General features: G+C 66.1%; 12 protein-coding genes. 11 read left to right on the top strand and 1 reads right to left on the bottom strand.

From position 1 onward, the window contains the following. The first annotated feature begins 32 nt into the window (after positions 1 to 32). The 9 genes from B215_RS21675 (at position 33) to B215_RS0113860 (ending at position 10,421) form a co-directional block, all read left to right on the top strand. Positions 33 to 1,148, top strand: a complete 1,116-nt coding sequence (locus B215_RS21675) for an NAD-dependent epimerase/dehydratase family protein (protein WP_019370254.1) — start codon at positions 33 to 35, stop codon at positions 1,146 to 1,148. Further along, positions 1,145 to 2,230, top strand: coding sequence for an NAD-dependent epimerase/dehydratase family protein (locus B215_RS21670; RefSeq protein WP_019370253.1), 1,086 nt, complete (start codon positions 1,145 to 1,147; stop codon positions 2,228 to 2,230). Before B215_RS21675 ends, B215_RS21670 begins: the two co-directional genes overlap by 4 nt. Positions 2,231 to 2,235: 5 nt before the next feature. Further along, positions 2,236 to 3,339 (top strand): glycosyltransferase family 4 protein, encoded by a 1,104-nt coding sequence (locus B215_RS20160; RefSeq protein WP_019370252.1) that lies wholly within the window; start codon positions 2,236 to 2,238, stop codon positions 3,337 to 3,339. Next, positions 3,336 to 4,448: a CgeB family protein gene (locus B215_RS0113885; RefSeq protein ID WP_019370251.1), complete on the top strand. Its 1,113-nt coding sequence runs from the start codon at positions 3,336 to 3,338 to the stop codon at positions 4,446 to 4,448. The genes B215_RS20160 and B215_RS0113885 overlap by 4 nt, the downstream gene beginning before the upstream one ends. Beyond that, a complete protein-coding gene (locus B215_RS0113880; RefSeq protein ID WP_019370250.1) occupies positions 4,445 to 5,533 on the top strand; it encodes a CgeB family protein in 1,089 nt (362 codons plus the stop codon). Before B215_RS0113885 ends, B215_RS0113880 begins: the two co-directional genes overlap by 4 nt. Then, positions 5,530 to 7,629: a bifunctional glycosyltransferase/UDP-glucuronate decarboxylase gene (locus tag B215_RS22075; RefSeq protein ID WP_019370249.1), complete on the top strand. Its 2,100-nt coding sequence runs from the start codon at positions 5,530 to 5,532 to the stop codon at positions 7,627 to 7,629. The genes B215_RS0113880 and B215_RS22075 overlap by 4 nt, the downstream gene beginning before the upstream one ends. A gap of 152 nt (positions 7,630 to 7,781) precedes the next feature. Continuing rightward, positions 7,782 to 8,414 carry a hypothetical protein gene (locus B215_RS0113870; protein WP_019370248.1) on the top strand — a complete coding sequence of 211 codons (633 nt, stop codon included), beginning with the start codon at positions 7,782 to 7,784 and terminating at the stop codon, positions 8,412 to 8,414. Between the two features lie 60 nt (positions 8,415 to 8,474). Continuing rightward, positions 8,475 to 9,212: a Crp/Fnr family transcriptional regulator gene (locus tag B215_RS20150; RefSeq protein ID WP_152997779.1), complete on the top strand. Its 738-nt coding sequence runs from the start codon at positions 8,475 to 8,477 to the stop codon at positions 9,210 to 9,212. A gap of 81 nt (positions 9,213 to 9,293) precedes the next feature. Continuing rightward, positions 9,294 to 10,421 carry a PLP-dependent cysteine synthase family protein gene (locus B215_RS0113860; protein ID WP_201785385.1) on the top strand — a complete coding sequence of 376 codons (1,128 nt, stop codon included), beginning with the start codon at positions 9,294 to 9,296 and terminating at the stop codon, positions 10,419 to 10,421. On the opposite strand, the gene B215_RS0113855 is transcribed toward B215_RS0113860, so the two are convergent. After that, on the bottom strand, positions 10,381 to 12,114 hold the full coding sequence (locus B215_RS0113855; RefSeq protein WP_236704434.1) for a tannase/feruloyl esterase family alpha/beta hydrolase: 1,734 nt from the start codon (positions 12,112 to 12,114) through the stop codon (positions 10,381 to 10,383). The two genes, B215_RS0113860 and B215_RS0113855, sit on opposite strands and share 41 nt — an antisense overlap. A gap of 133 nt (positions 12,115 to 12,247) precedes the next feature. Here B215_RS0113855 and B215_RS0113850 point away from each other — a divergent pair, with 133 nt between their 5' ends. Both B215_RS0113850 and B215_RS0113845 read left to right on the top strand, forming a co-directional pair. Then, a complete protein-coding gene (locus B215_RS0113850) occupies positions 12,248 to 14,296 on the top strand; it encodes a phosphocholine-specific phospholipase C (protein ID WP_019370244.1) in 2,049 nt (682 codons plus the stop codon). A gap of 100 nt (positions 14,297 to 14,396) precedes the next feature. Further along, positions 14,397 to 15,383: a LacI family DNA-binding transcriptional regulator gene (locus tag B215_RS0113845; protein ID WP_026009255.1), complete on the top strand. Its 987-nt coding sequence runs from the start codon at positions 14,397 to 14,399 to the stop codon at positions 15,381 to 15,383. Positions 15,384 to 15,385 lie beyond the last annotated feature (2 nt).

Genomic DNA, 15,385 nt, shown 5'->3' with positions numbered 1-15,385 from the left:
CAGGTTAGTTTTCAAGGCAGGAAAGCGTCGACATGGCAGAAAAGGTGCTCGTTACGGGCGGTGCGGGGTTCATCGGTTGTCAGGTTTCGGCTGAACTCCTCCGCCGGGGCCACACGGTGCGTGTACTCGATTCGATGCTGGAACAGGTGCACGGTGACCGCGAGCGGCCCGAAGCACTTGATCAGGAAGTCGAACTTATCCGCGCCGATGTGCGCGATGGCGATGCAGTGGCGCGTGCCCTGGACGGCGTGGACAGCGTGATTCACCTCGCGGCTGAAGTTGGCGTCGGCCAGTCGATGTACGAAGTCGAACGCTACACCTCCGCCAACGATGTCGGCACGGCCGTGTTGTTCGAGCGCCTGATCGACAAGCCCGTACGCCGCGTCGTTACCGCTTCCTCGATGAGCATCTATGGCGAAGGCCTGTATCGCGATGCAGACGGCGCGCTCGTCGAGAATGCAGAGCGCGGCATCGTCCGCGACGGTCAGCAGCAGTGGAACCCGCTCGATTCCCAGGACCGCCCGCTCGAACCGGTCGCCACCCCCGAATGGAAGCGCCCGAGCCTCGCCTCGATCTACGCGCTCAACAAATATGTGCAGGAACGCACCACCCACATCATGGGCGCGCCCTATGGCATCGAGACGACGTGCCTGCGGCTGTTCAACGTCTATGGTCCCGGCCAGGCGCTCTCGAACCCGTATACCGGCGTGCTGGCGATCTTCGCCTCGCGGCTGCTCAACGGCCAGCGCCCGATGATCTTCGAGGATGGCGAGCAGCGTCGCGACTTCGTGCATGTCAGCGACGTCGCCCGCGCCTTCGCCGAGGCGCTGACGTTGCCGCAGGCTGCCGGGCAGACTTTCAATATCGGATCTGGCGACGATCGCTCGGTAACCCAAGTCGCGGAAGCGCTTGCCCGCGCCATGGGTCGCAACGATGCAGCGCCGGAAATCGTCGGAAAGGCCCGCGTTGGCGACATCCGCCACTGTTTCTGCGACACCAGTCTCGCGCGCGACAAGCTTGGGTTCGAAGCGCGGCAGGATTTCGAAGTCGGGCTCGCCGAGCTCGCCGACTGGGTGCAGCAGCAGACCGCCGAAGACCGCGTGGCCCAGGCGCGGGCAGAGCTCGAAAAGCGGGGTCTGGTCGCATGAACGGCGGCGACGAACGCCCGATCCTGATTACCGGCGGCGCCGGCTTCATCGGATCGAACCTCGCCGATCGGCTCGCGCGGCAGGGTGAGACGGTGGTGATCTACGACGCGCTGCGCCGCCCGGGTGTGGAGCGCAACCTTGCCTGGCTGCAAGCGCGCCACGGCGACCGCATCCGGCCGCTGATCGCCGACATTCGCGAGACAGCCACGCTGGTGGAAGCAGTGCGCTCCGCCCGCGCGGTCTTCCACTTCGCGGCGCAGGTGGCGGTGACGACCAGCCTGACTGATCCCACCAGCGATTTCGAAGTGAACATCGCCTCCACCTTCGCGCTGCTCGAAGCCGCTCGAACGGCGGCAATCCCGCCCGCTGTGATCTTCGCCTCGACCAACAAGGTCTATGGCGATCTGGCCGATCTCGATTTCGATCTCGGCGAGAATGGCTACCAGCCGACCGACCCGGCAGTGCGGGCACACGGCATCGGCGAAGGCCGTCCGCTCGATTTCCACACGCCTTATGGATGCTCGAAGGGCGCTGCCGATCAATATGTGCTCGATTATGCCCGCAGCTACGGCCTGCGCGCCGCGGTGCTGCGGATGAGCTGCATCTACGGCCAGCGCCAGATGGGAACCGAGGATCAGGGCTGGGTCGCCCATTTCCTGATTCGCGCACTCGAAGGCTCGCCGATCACTCTCTATGGTGACGGCCACCAGGTGCGCGACATCCTCGACGTGTCCGACGCCGTGGATGCGTATCTTGCGGCGTGGCGGCGGATCGATCGGATCGCGGGCCAGGCGTTCAACCTCGGCGGCGGTCCCGCCAATGCAGTAAGCCTGCGCACGCTGCTTGATCATGTATCGGCGATCACCGGGCGCCCGCTCGACCTGCATTTCGACGATTGGCGGGCGGGCGATCAGCGCTTCTTCGTAGCCGATACCCGCAAGGCGCGGGAGACGCTGGAACTCGGCACACCCACCCACTGGCAGGATGGCGTGACCGCACTGGCCCGCTGGCTGGGCGAGGAACGCGGCCTCACCTTGCCCCGCGCGCCTCGCCGTGAAACCGCCGAGGCGATGGCCTTGTGACCGGGATGCGCGTGCTGCTGACCACCGACACGATCGGCGGCGTGTGGCAGTATAGTATCGACCTCGCGATTGCATTGAGCGCCCAGGGTGTCGAAATCGTGCTGGTGCAGATGGGCCCACCGCCCAGTGACATGCAGCGAGCGGAGGCCAGTGCGATCGCGGGCACGATCTTCGTCGAGACCGATCTCCCGCTCGACTGGCTGAGTGACGGCCCCGCCCCGGTGCTTGCCGCCGGCGCTGAGATCAGTCGCCTCTCTCGCAGCTATGCCGTTGACGTGGTTCAGCTCAACATGCCCACTTTGGCTGCCGCCGCGCCCCCCGGCGTGCCGGTGCTGGCGGTCACCCATGGCTGTGTCTCCACCTGGTGGCATCATGCACGGCCGGGTACGCCGCTCGACCGGGGTTTTCGTTGGCACCGCGCGCTGACCAAGGAAGGGCTGCACGCTGCCGACCGGGTCGTCGCGCCCTCCGCGGGCTATGCGCGGTTCGTCGGCCGGCATTACGGTCTGCGGCAAACGCCCACCGTGGTGCACAATGGCCGCTCGCCGCTGGTGACGCCGAAGCAGCAGCCGGCGCAGGATTGCGTGCTCACGGTCGGCCGGCTGTGGGATTCGGTGAAGGGTGCCGAGCTGCTCGACGAGGTAGCCGGCGCGCTCACTGTCCCCTTCCACGCCGCCGGTGCCGCCCGCGGCCCGCACGGCGAAACCGTGCGGCTGACGAACATGCACCTGCTCGGCCAGCTGGACAGCGACGCCCTGGCGCGGCGACTGGCGGCGCGGCCGATCTTCGTGTCCGCCGCATGCTTCGAACCGTTCGGGCTCGCCGTACTGGAAGCCGCTGCGGCCGGCTGTGCGCTGGTGCTGGCCGACATCCCCGTGTTCCGCGAGCTGTGGGACGGCGCGGCGCTGTTCGTCCCCCCGTGCGAGGCCGATGCCTATCGTGCCGCGATCGAGCAATTGATCGGCGATCTGCCCCTGCGCGGCCAGCTGGGCGACGCCGCCGCCGAGCGCGCGCTGCGCTACACGCCTGCCCGCATGGCCGACGCCATGCTCATCCTCTACCGCCAGCTCCTCAGCGAGCGAGCGCCCGCCGGAAAGGTCGCGGCATGAAGATCGTCTATTTCACCCATTCGCTCGCCTCATGCTGGAACCATGGCAACGCGCATTTCCTGCGCGGCATACTCAGCGAGCTGATCGCGCGCGGCCATGAGGTGAAGGTGTGGGAGCCGGAGGGCGCCTGGAGCCTCGCCAACCTGCTGGCCGATCACGGCGAGGACGGGCTTGCGCCTTATCGTACCGCCTATCCCGAGCTGGAATCCTGCACCTACACCTCGATGTGCAGCCCGTCGCAGATGATCGAAGACGCCGATCTGGTGATCGTTCACGAATGGAATGATCCCAAATTGGTTGCCCGCATCGGTCATGCCCGGGCCATGGGCGGCCGCTTCGCGCTGCTCTTCCACGATACCCATCACCGCGCCGTCAGCGAACCGGCGGCGATGCAGGCTTATGACCTGAACGACTATGACGGCGTGCTCGCCTTTGGCGACACCCTAGCCGAGGTCTATCGCGGCTGGGGCTGGGGCAATCGCGTCTGGGTGTGGCACGAGGCCGCCGATCTTCGCCGCTTCCAGCCGCCGGCCGAAGAGGGCCGCCGCGAAGGCCTGGTCTGGATCGGAAACTGGGGCGACGGCGAGCGGACCGAGGAGCTGGAGCAGTTCCTCTTCCGCCCTGCCGCGCAAGCCGACCTGCCGCTCGACATCTACGGCGTGCGCTATCCGGACGAGGCCAAGGCCATGCTCGCCCGCCACGGGGCGCGCTACCATGGCTGGGCGCCCAATGCGCGCGCGCCCGAGATCTTGGCCCGGCACCTCGCCACCGTGCATGTGCCGCGCCGCTATTATGCGACGATCCTCCCCGGCATCCCGACCATCCGCGTGTTCGAGGCGCTGGCCTGCGGCATCCCGCTGGTCTCGGCGCCTTGGGAGGATGCCGAGCATCTGTTCCGCCCCGGCACCGACTATCTCGTCGCCCGCGACGGCGCCGAGATGACCCGCCACCTCACGGCGCTCCGCGACGATGCCGATCTCCGCGCCTCGCTGGTCGCCCATGGCCTTGAGACGATCCGCACCCGCCACAGCTGCGCGCACCGCGTCGACGAACTGCTCGCCATCGTCGCCGGTCTCGCCCGCCCCCAACTTGCCAAGGACGCCGCATGAAGATCGCATTCTACGGATCCAGCCTGCTATCCTCCTACTGGAACGGCGCCGCGACCTATTATCGCGGCATTCTCAAGGCGCTGGCCGCCCGTGGCTACGACATCACCTTCTACGAACCGGATGCCTTCGAGCGCCAGCAGCACCGCGATATCGACCCCCCCGCCTGGGCGAAGGTGGTCGTCTATCCGGCAACCGATGAGGGTCTGCACAGCGTGCTGGCCGAAGCGCATAAGGCCGATGTGGTGGTGAAGGCCAGCGGCGTCGGCGTGTTCGACCGCGAGTTGATCGAAGCGCTCCGCACCGCTCCCCGCGCCGACGCGCTGCGCATCTTCTGGGATGTCGATGCCGCCGCGACGCTTGACGAAATGCGGGCCGACCCGAGCCATCCGGTGCGCGCCGCGCTGCCGGAAATCGATCTCGTCCTCACCTATGGCGGCGGGCCGCCGGTGATCAACGCCTATACCGCGATGGGCGCGAACCAGTGCATCCCGGTGTACAATGCGCTTGATCCGGAGACGCACCACCCCGCCCCCGCCGATTCGCGCTTCGACGCCGATCTCGCGCTGCTCGCCAATCGGCTGCCCGATCGCGAGGCGCGGATCGAGGAATTCTTCCTGCGGGCTGCATCGCTGGCGCCCGATCGCCGCTTCCTGCTCGGCGGCAATGGCTGGCACGACAAGGGGATGCCGCAGAATGTCCGCGCCATCGGCCATGTCGGCACGGCGGACCACAATGCCTTCAACTGCACGCCGCAGGCGGTCCTCAACGTCGCGCGCGATTCGATGGCGGCGATCGGCTTCTCGCCCGCAACCCGCGTGTTCGAAGCTGCCGGCGCCGCCGCGTGCCTGATTACCGACGCGTGGGAAGGTATTGAGCTATTCCTGAAGCCGGACAGCGAAGTGTTGGTCGCCCGCGATGGACAGGACGTGGCCGATCATCTCGCCGCGCTCACGCCGGCGCGCGCCCGCTCGATCGGAGAGGCTGCCCGCACACGCGTGCTGGCCGAGCATAGCTACGATCTGCGCGGCGCGCAGGTGGATGCGATTCTGAAATCCCAGCGCCCGCGCGAAAGGAAAGCCGCATGAAGCTGATTGTCCTCGGCCTCAGCCTCGGCTCCTCCTGGGGTAACGGCCACGCCACCACCTTCCGCGCGCTGCTGCGGGCCTTCGCCGCTCGGGGACATGATGTGCTGTTCCTCGAACGCGAGGTGCCCTGGTATGCCGGCGCGCACCGCGATCTGGTCGATCCCGATTTTTGCCGGCTCGAATATTATCAGACGCTGGCGGACCTGGACCGCTGGCGCGAGGCGATCGCCGGGGCGGATGCAGTGATCGTCGGCTCCTATGTGCCCGATGGCGTGGCGGTCGGCGAGTTCGTGCAGGGCACGGCGCAAGGCGTCACCGCCTTCTACGATATCGATACGCCGGTTACGCTCGCCAAGCTGGCGCGTGGGGAATTCGACTATCTGAAGCCCGCGCTGATCCCCGGCTATGACGTCTATCTGAGCTTCACCGGCGGCCCCACCCTCGATAGGATCGAGCGCGAGCTGGGTAGCCCGGCCGCCCGCGCGCTTTATTGCTCGGTCGATACCGATGCGTATCGCCCATTGGAGGTGCCCAAGCGCTGGGATCTCACCTATCTCGGCACCTATAGTCCCGATCGCCAGCCGACGCTGGAGAAGCTGCTGCTGGAGCCGGCCCGTCGCTGCCCGGAAAAGCGCTTCGCCGTTGCCGGCCCGCAATATCCGACGGACATCGACTGGCCGGCCAATGTCGAGCGGATCGAACATCTTCCCCCCGCCGAGCATCCCGGCTTCTATTCCGCCTCTCGAATGACGCTGAACGTCACGCGCGCCGACATGATCGCAGCGGGCTGGTCGCCTTCGGTGCGCCTTTTCGAAGCGGCGGCATGCGGCACGCCGATCCTTTCGGATCGCTGGGCCGGCATCGAGAGCCTGTTCGCTCCAGGAGAAGAAATCCTGCTGGCCGACAGCACGGAAGATGCCATCGCGGCGCTCCATGACGATGCGGAAGCCATCGGTACGGCGGCACGCCGGCGGCTGTTCGAAGGGCATGACGCCGCGCACCGCGCCGCCGAGCTCGAAGCCTATCTGACAGAAGCGAGAGCGCGGCCCCGCGGCACGCGCCAGGAGAGGAATGCCCGCATGAAAAACAAAGAAGAATCGTCGCTGATCCTGGTCGCCGGGGGCGCGGGCTTTATCGGGTCGCATCTGTGCGCAGAGCTGCTTGATCGCGGCGAACAGGTGGTGTGCCTAGACAATCTGCAGACCTCGAATCTGTCGAACCTGCACGCCCTTGAAGGACGCCCTGGCTTTGAGTTCGTCCGCGGCGACATTGTCGAGGCGTTGCCGGCGTCGATCCTGGCGCGAGCGCATCGCTTCAAGCAGGTCTACAATCTCGCCTGCGCCGCCTCGCCGCCGCAATATCAGGTGGATCCCGAACACACGATGCTAACGAATGTCGTCGGCACCGATCGCCTGCTGCGGCTCGCGTCCGAAGCGGGCGCGCGCTTCCTGCTTACCTCCACCTCGGAAGTCTATGGCGATCCCGAGATGCACCCGCAGCGCGAGAGCTATCGCGGGTGGGTCAGCTGCACCGGCCCGCGCGCCTGCTATGACGAGGGCAAGCGCGCCGCGGAGGCGCTGACGTATGATTTCTGCCGCACCGGCCGAGCCGAGGTTCGCGTCGCGCGCATTTTCAACACCTATGGCCCGCACATGCTGTTCGATGACGGCCGCGTGGTATCCAACCTCATCGTGCAGGCGCTTTCGGGCAAGCCGCTGACCCTATATGGCGACGGCAGCCAGACCCGCAGCTTCTGCTATGTCGACGATCTGGTGCGCGGCCTTATCCTGCTAATGAATAGCGATATTAGTGGAATGGATCCGATAAACCTCGGAAATCCTTACGAAATTACCGTCGGCGAACTTGCCGATCGCATTGCGGCGCTTACCGGCACCGATGCGTCGATCGAACATCATCCGCTTCCCACCGACGATCCCCGCCGACGCAAGCCGGATATCGCCCGCGCGCAGGAAGTGCTGGGCTGGACGCCGCAGGTGGCGCTGGCAGAGGGACTGGAGCGCACCTGCGCCTGGTTCGCCCGCGAACTGGGCACGCGCCTGACTGCGGGCGCAGCGCTGCAGGTCGCCGCAGAATAGCGGAGACGGGCGGCCACCTGACCCTTTGGCCATCGTTCCGACGGCAGCGAGAACGGCTATGCCAACACAGCCGCGTCTCGCCTGCCCGATCCCCGCCTTCGGGACGCGGCGCCCCTACACGGCATTGGATGCAGTGGAAGAGCGGGTGTTGCGTGAACAGGCGAATAACGGATCAGCATTTCGCTTCGCTTGTTCACGGTGCACTGCCGGCCGATGAGGCGGCTTGCGTTGCAACCTATCTGCAAGACCTGGTGCAGGCGGCAGCCGATGACGCAGCCAATGACGACGAACCCTATGGTCGCGACGCGCATCTGCGCGGACGGATGAGCGCGCTTTCAGTGTGCGATTCGCTGATCCGCTGGACCTCGGGTCTGGAACTGGAGGTACTGGTTCGCGAGGAACTGCGGGCCTTTGAATTCGGCTACGCCACCAACATCGCCGTGGAGGGTTCGCCGGTCCGCCTGCGCCCCGATACAGGCAGATTTATCAGCCTGGCGCTGCACGAATTGACGACCAATTCGATCAAGTTCGGAATGCTCGGATCTCTTCGCGGCACCGCGCGGTTGCACATCGGCTGGACACTGCAGGGCGACGGGCTGACGCTTACATGGCGCGAGGAGGCTGTTCCCATACTCGCGCCGCTGGACGCGCGGCGAAAGGGTTTTGGCCAGACGTTTATACAGGATATCTTGCCGAGACAGCTGGGATCGGTGTGCACATTCGCGTTGCTGCCGGGCGGCGTACGATGCACGCTCGGCCTGCCAGCGAGTGCTTTCTCGGAATAACGTTTGCACTCAATAATTTGCCGTTGAACCTTCCGGGCGGCGACGCGTTGCCAGACAGCTATGTTGACTCGCACGCTTCCCGCAACGCACACGTCCGTCTCCCGACGACTAGGGTCGCTGGCGCAACTTGCCGATCAAGATCGGAACCTTCTGCGCACGGCCGCCGAGGCGCCGCAGACGATTTCGGCAATGCGCGATCTGGTGGTTGAGGGCCAGCGTATCGGCGGGCAGTTTCTGGTGCTCGATGGCTGGCTGGGGCGGACCCGGCTATTCAGCGACGGTCGTCGACAGGTTCTCAGTTTTCTCCTCCCAGGCGACTTGATCCCGGAGCCGGCGCATGCCGAGCCGATCGCTGCCACCACCATTACGGCGCTCAGCGAAACGCTGCTTTGCCCTGCGCCGGCACCTCCATCCGCAGGGCTGAAGGAAGCCTATGCGATCAGCGCCGCGCTTTCCGAGACCTATCTGCTGCGACAGATCGCGCGATTGGGTCGCATGAGCGCCTATGAGCGCATCCTCGACTGGCTGTACGAAATGCACGAGCGACTGTCGCTCGCCGGTCTGGCCGGTCCGGATAGCTTCGCCATGCCGCTGACGCAGGAAACGCTGGCGGATGCACTGGGGCTCACCAGCGTGCATGTGAACCGCACCCTACAGGCGATGCGGCGCGATGGGGTGCTGGAATGGCGCGGTGGCGCGGTGCGGCTGATGCGCGGGTCGCGCGAGGCGGTTCCGTCGCGAAGCCGCGCACCGGCCGCAGGCCGGCTGGGCAGCGCCCTGTCGCTCGCCGCGCGCTGACGTCGCCGTCTGCGCGGAAACGCGCCTGCCCGGTTCGACCGGAGTCGACGAACGGGTCCCCGCCTCGCTATGGCGCCTGCGATGCTAGATCACAACGCTCGCGCCGCTGCCGCTGAAACCGATCGCGCTTGGGTCGACCAGGCCGTCCGCATGATCGATGCGGAATTCACTCGTTCGGCCGACACCCATCTGGTGCGTGTCGAGCTGCCGGGCGCGCCGGGCATCACGTTGTATTTGAAAGATGAGTCAAGCCATCCCACCGGCAGCCTCAAGCATCGCCTCGGCCGGTCGCTGTTCCTGTACGCGCTGTGCAATGGCTGGATCGGCCCGACGACGACGATTGTCGAAGCCTCCAGCGGATCGACGGCGGTCTCCGAATCCTATTTCGCGCGGATGATCGGGCTGCCCTTCGTGGCAGTGCTGCCGCGGGGCACCTCGCCCGAAAAGATTGCCGCGATCGAATTCCATGGGGGCAGCTGCCATCAGGTCGATGATCCGCGCTCGGTGCGAAGCGAGGCGCAGCGTCTGGCGCAGGCGCTCGGCGGTCATTTCATGGACCAGTTTACCTATGCCGAGCGCGCGACCGACTGGCGCGGCAACAACAACATCGCCCAATCCATCTTCGATCAGATGGCACAGGAGGAATATCCCGTGCCGCGTCATATCGTCTGCGGTGCGGGCACCGGCGGTACCTCCGCGACGATCGGCCGCTATATCCGCTATCGCCGGCTGCCGACCCAGCTGTGCGTCGCCGATCCCGAGGCATCGGTATTCCACCGCCACCATGCGGATCGGGCCGTCACCGAAGTCGCGGGCGCTCCTTCCTGCGTCGAAGGGATCGGCCGTCTGCAGCTGGAACCCTCCTTCCTGCCCGACGTAATCGATCGGATGATCGCGGTGCCCGATGCGGCCAGCCTTGCCGCGGCGCTCCGCATCAGCCGCATCCTCGGCCGGCCCTGCGGCGTTTCTACCGGCACCAACATCTGGGCATGCGCGGCGTTGATCCGGGAGATGCGGGCGGCGGGCCAGGCGGGGTCGATCGTCACGCTGCTGTGCGACGATGGACGCCGCTACGCCTCCACCTGCTTCGACGCGGGATGGCGCAGCGCACACGGCTACGAAACCGGCGCGCACGAAGCGGCGCTTGACGATATCTTTACCCCTCCCCCTAAACCCGCCCCCCCTCAGCTTTCAGCCTTCCGCAGCTGAAGCTACCGCCAGTAGGTAGCGCTACGCTGGGATAGGGACATAGCGGCCGCTTGCGCCCCGGCCAGGGGGTCTCCGGCCCTGCGGTTGCGGCGATGCTGTCGGGCGCCTTGTTTTCGATCACCCAGCGCTCTAGCGCGGCCAAGCTGTCGAAGCGGTCAGTCGCGGGGCCGCCGGCGCAATGGTTCATTCCCGGCACCGGAAAGACCCGAACGAAGCGCGCCGCCTGCCCGCCCATTCGACGATCGACGGCATTCCACCACTGGATGGTGTCATAAGCGGAAAATACCGGATCGCTCATCCCGTGCGGCACGATCAGCTTGCCACCCCGCGCGCGGAACCGAGAAAGATCGGTGTCCTGCATCCCCACGTCCTGCCACGCCGACGTTGTGAACGGCGCGGCGATGGCGTTGATCCTCTCCGCGTCCCGCTCAAAGTCGAAGCTAAGTTGCCAGGCGAGCATCTTCTCCGGGTCTCCGGGCAGAGGCGTGGGCGCCGTGGTGAACACGGACGCGAGTGAGCCGGCTCCCAGCAGCACGTTCAGCGCCGGCGGGCCGTTCTCCAGCCCCGCCTTCCACACGCGCCAGCCGGGCTCGGCGATGCCGCTATCCCAAGGGAAGGGCGCGTACAGATTCTTCCCCGCAGCGGTGCGTACACCGCCCATGATGCGTGCCAAGGCATTGATTATCGGTTCGTCGAGACAATGCCCACTTGCGCCGGCGGTGCAGCTACGCTGGCGCAACGCCGGCACCACGCGTTCGGCGGTGCATCGGCCAATTGCGGTGATCATCCCATCCACCGCGCCGTCGTCGGCGTCACAGGTCGCCAGTACCACATCGCGCACCAACGCCAGCGATGGCGCGCTCAGTGCCATCTTCAGACCGGCGAGCGTCGGCGCTTCGCCCCGGGCGCGTAGGATTGATGCGATTGCCTGCGTGTCCCAAGCCTCGGCCAACGCCGCGCGTGGCAGGGCGAAGCCCGGTGCAGCGGCGACGATGCCGTCGAACGCCTCGGGGTAGCGCTGCACGAACGCCATCCCCTCCTGCCCCCCCTTCGAACAGCCCCAGAAGAAGCTGTTGACGCTATCGCGCCCGTAAAAGGCGCGCAGCAGATGATGGGCCAGATCGTTGGTTGGCTTCAGGCTGGCGTGGCCATAGTTGCGCCGCGCTTGCGGATCGAAGCCGAACGCCAGCACTCCGCCATGATCGGCTACGGCGTTGCGGCCATTATCATGTCCGCTGTCCTGCGCGATAACCGCATAGCCGCGCTCCAGGGCCGATCGGTTGCCCGGCCCGTTGGGTCCTGTGGCATCACCAATTACACCGTTGCTGCCCCCGCCGCCTTGAAACAAGAATCGATGGTTCCATTGCGCGGGAAGGCGCATTCGGAAGCCAATGCTATAAGGGCCGCCGATCACCCCCACATGCCCCCCGAAATGACCCTCGATCAGGCAGTGCGCCGGTTGGGATGCTGCGCCGGCCTGGACCCGCTGCCAACGGGCGGCACTGATCGCAAGCCCCTGTACGGGAGCGCCGCGTAGCGCCGCTTCAGCAAGCCTCGCGCAGCGCGCCTCTAGCACCTGCGCAGCCGCAGGCTTGTGCATACGCCCCGACGCGAGGGCGTTGCCTGCCATCATCGTGGCGGCGGCACTGCCCAGCAGCATCGCGCATCGTGCGCCAGATTGGTTCCCGCGCATTGAGCACCCTCCAAATTAGCTATCTTGTATAACTTTAATTAGCTTCGCGCCGATTATCGGTCAATCAACCTGTCATCGCGCTGTCGCCTAACCGGCGCAGTCCGCTGTCGCGCAGCCACGGGTAGAGAGCAGGATGACGAACGGAACGACGCGCAGGCGATTTCTGAAGACGGGGGTTGAGGCAAGCGCCGCCACCGCGCTTTCCAGCGTCGCCCGTGCCGCCGCTATCGCTCCAGACGTACGCACCGGTACGATCGCCGATGTCGCGCATGTGGTGATCCTGATGCAGGAAAATCGCAGCTTCGATCACTATTTCGGCACGCTGAAGGGGGTGCGCGGTTTCGGTGATCCCCTGCCCATCCCCCTTCCCGGCGGCGATGCCGTCTGGGTGCAGCGCACCGGCGATGGCCGGCGGGTGTCGCCATTCCACCTTTCCACCGCGGCGCAGTTCGATCTGATGCGCGTAGCCGGTACGCCGCACAGCTGGCCCGACGCACAGGCTGCCTGGGACGAAGGACGCATGGCGCACTGGGCGGCGGCGAAGACGGAGCGCGCCTTGGGCCACTATGCTCGAGACGATCTGGCGTTCCAGTTCGCCCTCGCCGAAGCCTTCACCCTTTGCGACGCCTATCATTGTTCGGTGCACACCGGCACTAACACCAACCGCCTGTTTCTGTGGACGGGCACGAACGATCCGGCCGGAGCAAAGGGCGGCCCCGCCATCGGCAACTCGCATGACGAGTTGGCCGAAAAGGGGGGGTGGCCGGAACCCTATCGCTGGACAACCTATCCGGAGCGGCTGCAGGCAGCCGGGATCGACTGGCGAATCTATCAGAACATGGCGGATAATTTCACCGACAACCCCCTTGTCGGATTCGCCGCCTATCGCGAGGCGGCACCGCAATCGCCATTGCGGCAGCGCGCACTGACCACCCATGGACTCGATCGCCTGCGTGCGGACGTGGTCGCCGGTCGCCTGCCGCAGGTTTCCTGGATTATCGCCGATGCCGCCGGCAGTGAGCATCCTGGCCCGTCGAGCCCGGCGCAAGGTGCAGCCTATACCGCCACGGTTATTGATGCGCTCACCGCCGATCCAGCCGTCTGGGCGCGTACCGTGCTCCTCGTGATGTTCGATGAGAATGACGGCTTTTTCGACCATGTGCCGCCCCCCGCCCCCCCGTCCCGCGATCCGCAGGCGCCGAACGGCTTTGCAGGCACCTCGCTCGTGGATTGCGGCGGCGAGTATCATCTTCTGCCCAGCGCGGCAGATGCCGGATCGGAACGGCCGGAGCTGATCGGCCGCGCCTATGGGCTGGGCCCACGTGTGCCCTGCTATGTCATCTCGCCCTGGAGCCGCGGCGGCTGGGTCAATTCGCAGCTGTTCGACCATAGCTCGGTCCTGCGCTTCCTCGAAGCACGTTTCGGCGTGTACGAACCGAACATCTCCCCTTGGCGTCGCGCGGTATGCGGAGATCTGACCAGCGCGTTCGACTTCCGCAAGTCCAACGCCACAGCCGCCCTACCGATGCTGCCCGACCCGCGCCCGGCGGCCCGCCGCGCGGCGGCGCTGCAAGGCCAGCCGGAGCCGACCGCGCCACCTGCTTCCGCAGGCCTGCCCCGGCAGGAACCGGGCGTGCGCCTTTCGCGCGCGCTGCCCTATGCGCTCGACGTGCAGGATGTGCCTGGCGAGGCCGGCCACATCCGGCTGCAGATGCACTGCGCAGGCGCTGCGGCGGTGCTCCATGTCTATGACCGCCTCCACCTCGATCGACCTCCACGCCGCTACACGTTGGTAGCAGGTAGCGCATTGGAGGCCGAATGGGCGCTTGATGCCGAAGGCGCCTATGATCTGTGGCTGTACGGACCCAACGGGTTCCACCGGCACTTCGTGGGGCGCGACAGCGATTCCCTTGGGTTGGCGACTTGGCGTCAGACCCGGCGCGCGCTGCGTCCGCAGCTCGCCGTGACCGCGCCTCGCGGCTGGACGCTGGAATGGCCGCGCCATGCCGATTTGTTTCCGGGCGGCAGCTGGCCCGGCGGGGGCAAGCGCTTCTCGCTCGCCGCCAGCGCCGGCTGGTACGATGTCGTCTTGGCCGACCCCGCCCGACCCTGCTTTCGCCGCCGTCTGGCGGGCCGCATCGAAACCGGTGCGGACGGACTTTCGGAGCCACCGCTGCTGTAGCAAACGTTTTGGGCCCAGTTAAGGGTTTCCAATCTTCCGAAAACCGCTACTGTCACCGTTGACAACGGATGTTCAGGCGGGGGCAACGCAATTGAAGCCGGTGGGACTTGTCGAACTTGCCAAAATAGCGGGCGTATCGGTTTCTACCGCTTCCCGTGCACTATCTAATCACCCGCGCGTCGCGAAAGCCACGCGAGAACGAATACTATATTTGGCCAAGGAGCTTGGATTCCGCCTTAACCAGACTGCAAGTGCGCTTCGCAAGCAGCGCACCGGCGCCATCGGGGTCGTCGTGCCGCTTGGGCATGAGCGAGATCAGACGCTTTCCGATCCCTTTTTCATGGGGTTGCTTGGAGGACTGGCCGATGCGCTGGCGAAGCGCAGCTATGATCTTCTGTTGTCGCGCGTCGTTCCGGAAGGGCCCGACTGGCTGGAAGACATTATCGCCGCCGGCCGGGTGGACGGTATCATCCTGATCGGCCAGTCGAACGAGATCGAGGCAATCGAGCGCGCGGCCGAACGCTATCCGCAGATGGTGGTCTGGGGGGCCGCGCGCTTGGGCTCGCAACAGGTTACGGTGGGTACGGACAATTTAACCGGCGGCGAACTCGTCGCCCGCCACCTTCTGAAACGAGGGTGCCGTCGCCTCGCCTTCCTCGGCTCTCCCGACGTGCCCGAATTCGCGGATCGCTATCGGGGCTTCCACACCGTTCTGGAGGAGGCGGGCGATGTCACCGAAACGATCCTGCCGCTGCATCTGACGGTGGAAGACGCCTATCGCGAAATGCGCGACTATCTGGAGTCGCATCCCGCGCCTGACGGCATCTTCGCCGCGTCGGACGTTGTCGCGATGAGCGCGATGCGGGCTTTATCCGATCTGGGGCTGCGTATTCCGGCGGACGTGGCGGTGGTGGGGTATGACGATATCGTCCTCGCCGCGCACACCTCGCCGCCGCTCACCACCGTGCGGCAGGACGTAGCCTATGGGGCGGACCTAATGGTGGAACTGCTGCTCGCTCGAATCAGCGGGGCGACGGTGGGATCCGTCGCCATGCAGCCCGAACTCATTGTCCGCGGATCGGCCTGAGC

The organism is Sphingomonas sp. ATCC 31555, assembly GCF_000282895.1.
GTDB lineage: Bacteria > Pseudomonadota > Alphaproteobacteria > Sphingomonadales > Sphingomonadaceae > Sphingomonas.
Note: the sequence above shows the minus strand (reverse complement) of the source record. Positions and strands in the feature narration are given on the sequence as shown.